Source organism: Actinoplanes sp. NPDC051633 (assembly GCF_040681735.1).
Classification (GTDB): Bacteria; Actinomycetota; Actinomycetes; order Mycobacteriales; family Micromonosporaceae; genus Actinoplanes.
The window spans coordinates 1-2207 of the sequence record NZ_JBFAZH010001233.1 but is presented as its reverse complement, the minus strand read 5'-3'; the positions used below and the strand labels follow the sequence as shown (position 1 = coordinate 2207).

At 68.1% G+C, this 2207-nt stretch carries 2 protein-coding genes; both read left to right on the top strand.

The window, feature by feature from the left end; genetic code table 11:
- The first annotated feature begins 163 nt into the window (after positions 1 to 163).
- Positions 164 to 655 (top strand): Cys-tRNA(Pro) deacylase, encoded by a 492-nt coding sequence (gene ybaK, locus AB0M20_RS39410; RefSeq protein ID WP_364306150.1) that lies wholly within the window; start codon positions 164 to 166, stop codon positions 653 to 655.
- A gap of 368 nt (positions 656 to 1023) precedes the next feature.
- Complete coding sequence (locus AB0M20_RS39405; protein WP_364306149.1) at positions 1024 to 2130, top strand: substrate-binding domain-containing protein; 1107 nt, start codon at positions 1024 to 1026, stop codon at positions 2128 to 2130.
- The last annotated feature ends 77 nt before the right edge of the window (positions 2131 to 2207 follow it).

Here is a 2207-nt window from a genome sequence, read left to right as displayed (position 1 = left end):
CGGGCGAGGCGGCGGGCGAGGCGGCGGGCGAGGCGGCGGGCGAGGCGGCGGGCGAGGCGGCGGGCGAGGCGGCGGGCGAGGCGGCGGGGGAGGCGGCGGGCGAGGCGGCGGCGTGGGCGAGGCGGCGGCCAGCTCCGGGGTGGGGGGCGTTAGCCTGCGCCGCATGGCGAAGAAGGCTGCCAAGTCCGCCGGCACCCCCGCGACCGTGCTGCTCTCGGCGCAGAAGGTGGAGCACACCCTGCGCACCTACGACGTCGATCCGGATGCGCCGAACTACGGTGCGCTGGTCGCCGCGGCGCTCGGCATCCCGCCCGAGCAGGTCTTCAAGACCCTGATCGCCGAGGTGGACGGCGCGCTGACCACCGCGGTCGTACCCGTCACCGGCGATCTTGATCTCAAGGCCCTCGCGCACGCCGCCGGCGGCAAGCGTGCCGTCCTGGCCGACCGCGCGGCCGCCGAGCGCAGCAGCGGCTACGTGCGCGGCGGCATCAGCCCCCTGGGCCAGCGCCGCCCGCTGCCCACCGTGATCGACGACTCGGCGAGCGAGCTGGGCCTGATGTTCGTGTCCGCCGGCCGGCGTGGTCTCCAGGTCGGGGTGGCGCCGGCCGACCTGGTCCGGTTGACGGCCGCAATCCTCGCGAACATTCGGACATAGAGCCCATTAATTCGCACCGTTATGACACCGTTATGTCGTAGTGCTGATCTTTCTAGCCGGATCCGGCAAGTTGGGACCACCGAGTGACTTAGCGTCACGTTGTGGGGCAAGTCCAGCCGAACGGCCGGAACCGGTGCCGAAGCCGTGACCGGCCAAGACGCCGATCGCTTCGAGCATGTTGCCGGATTGTTATGCCCTGTGACCAGAACGCCCGGCAACACTCCTTGTGTTACCGGTCGGGATGGGAATACGTTGCCGGACACAACAAATGCTCTCGATCCACCTGCGTCCTGGCGAGCGCACACGTCCCGTCAGCGCAACCTGGAGAATCCGACGAAGGCCCGGATTTACCCGAAAGGACATCAGTAATGCGTAAGGGAATGTTCGCCCTTGCCGCGGTCGGCCTGCTGGCCACCGGCAGTCTGGCCGCATGTGGCGGGGACGACAGCGGCAGCGGCACCGGCAGCACCGGCGGCGGCTCCGCCCCGGGCAAAGTCGGCATCATCCTGCCGGACACGGCAAGCTCTCAGCGTTGGGGCACGGACGACCCGAAGTTCCTCAAGGCGGCGTTCGCGGCGGCCGGCGTTGAAGCCGACATCCAGAACGCTCAGGGTGACAAGAGCCAGTTCCAGACGATCGCGGACGGCATGATCTCCAGCGGCGTCAAGGTTCTGGTCATCGTCAACCTGGACTCCGGTACCGGTAAGGCCGTGCTGGACAAGGCCAAGCAGGCCGGTATCGCCACCATCGACTACGACCGCCTCACGCTGAACGGCGGCGCGGACTACTACGTGTCGTTCGACAACGTGAAGGTCGGCGAGCTGCAGGGCCAGGGCCTGGTGGACTGCCTGACCGCGAAGAACTACAAGAACCCCGTCGTGGCCGAGCTCAACGGCTCGCCCACCGACAACAACGCCACGCTGTTCAAGCAGGGCTACGACTCGGTGCTGCAGCCGAAGTTCGATGACAAGACCTACACCAAGGGCCCGGACCAGCCGGTTCCGGACTGGGACAACGCCCAGGCCGGCACGATCTTCGAGCAGATGCTCACCCAGAACAAGAACATCAAGGGTGTGCTCGCCGCCAACGACGGCCTCGGCAACGCGGTCATCCAGGTGCTGAAGAAGAACAAGCTGAACGGCCAGGTCCCGGTGACCGGGCAGGACGCCACCGTGCAGGGTCTGCAGAACATCCTCGCCGGCGACCAGTGCATGACGGTCTACAAGGCGATCAAGGGTGAGGCCGACGCGGCTGCCGGGCTGGCGATCGCGCTGGCCAAGGGCGAGAAGCCGACCACCGCCACCGCTACCACCAAGGACCCGGAGTCGGGCAAGGACGTCCCGTCGGTGCTGCTGGTTCCCAAGACGATCACCAAGGAGAACGTCAAGGACGTCGTGGCCGACGGCTTCGTCACCAAGGACGCGCTCTGCACCGGCAACTTCGCCAAGCTGTGCACGGACAACGGCATCAGCTGACCTGAGCAGGGGTCTCACCCCTCACGGCTGAACGACGGCGCCGCTCACGCCCACCAGGGCGTGGGCGGCGCCGGGCG

Excerpts from the sequence above, each read along its gene's own strand:
- ybaK (WP_364306150.1), top strand. The coding sequence starts at position 164 with ATGGCGAAGAAGGCTGCCAAGTCCGCCGGCACCCCCGCGACCGTGCTG.
- AB0M20_RS39405 (WP_364306149.1), top strand. The coding sequence starts at position 1,024 with ATGCGTAAGGGAATGTTCGCCCTTGCCGCGGTCGGCCTGCTGGCCACC.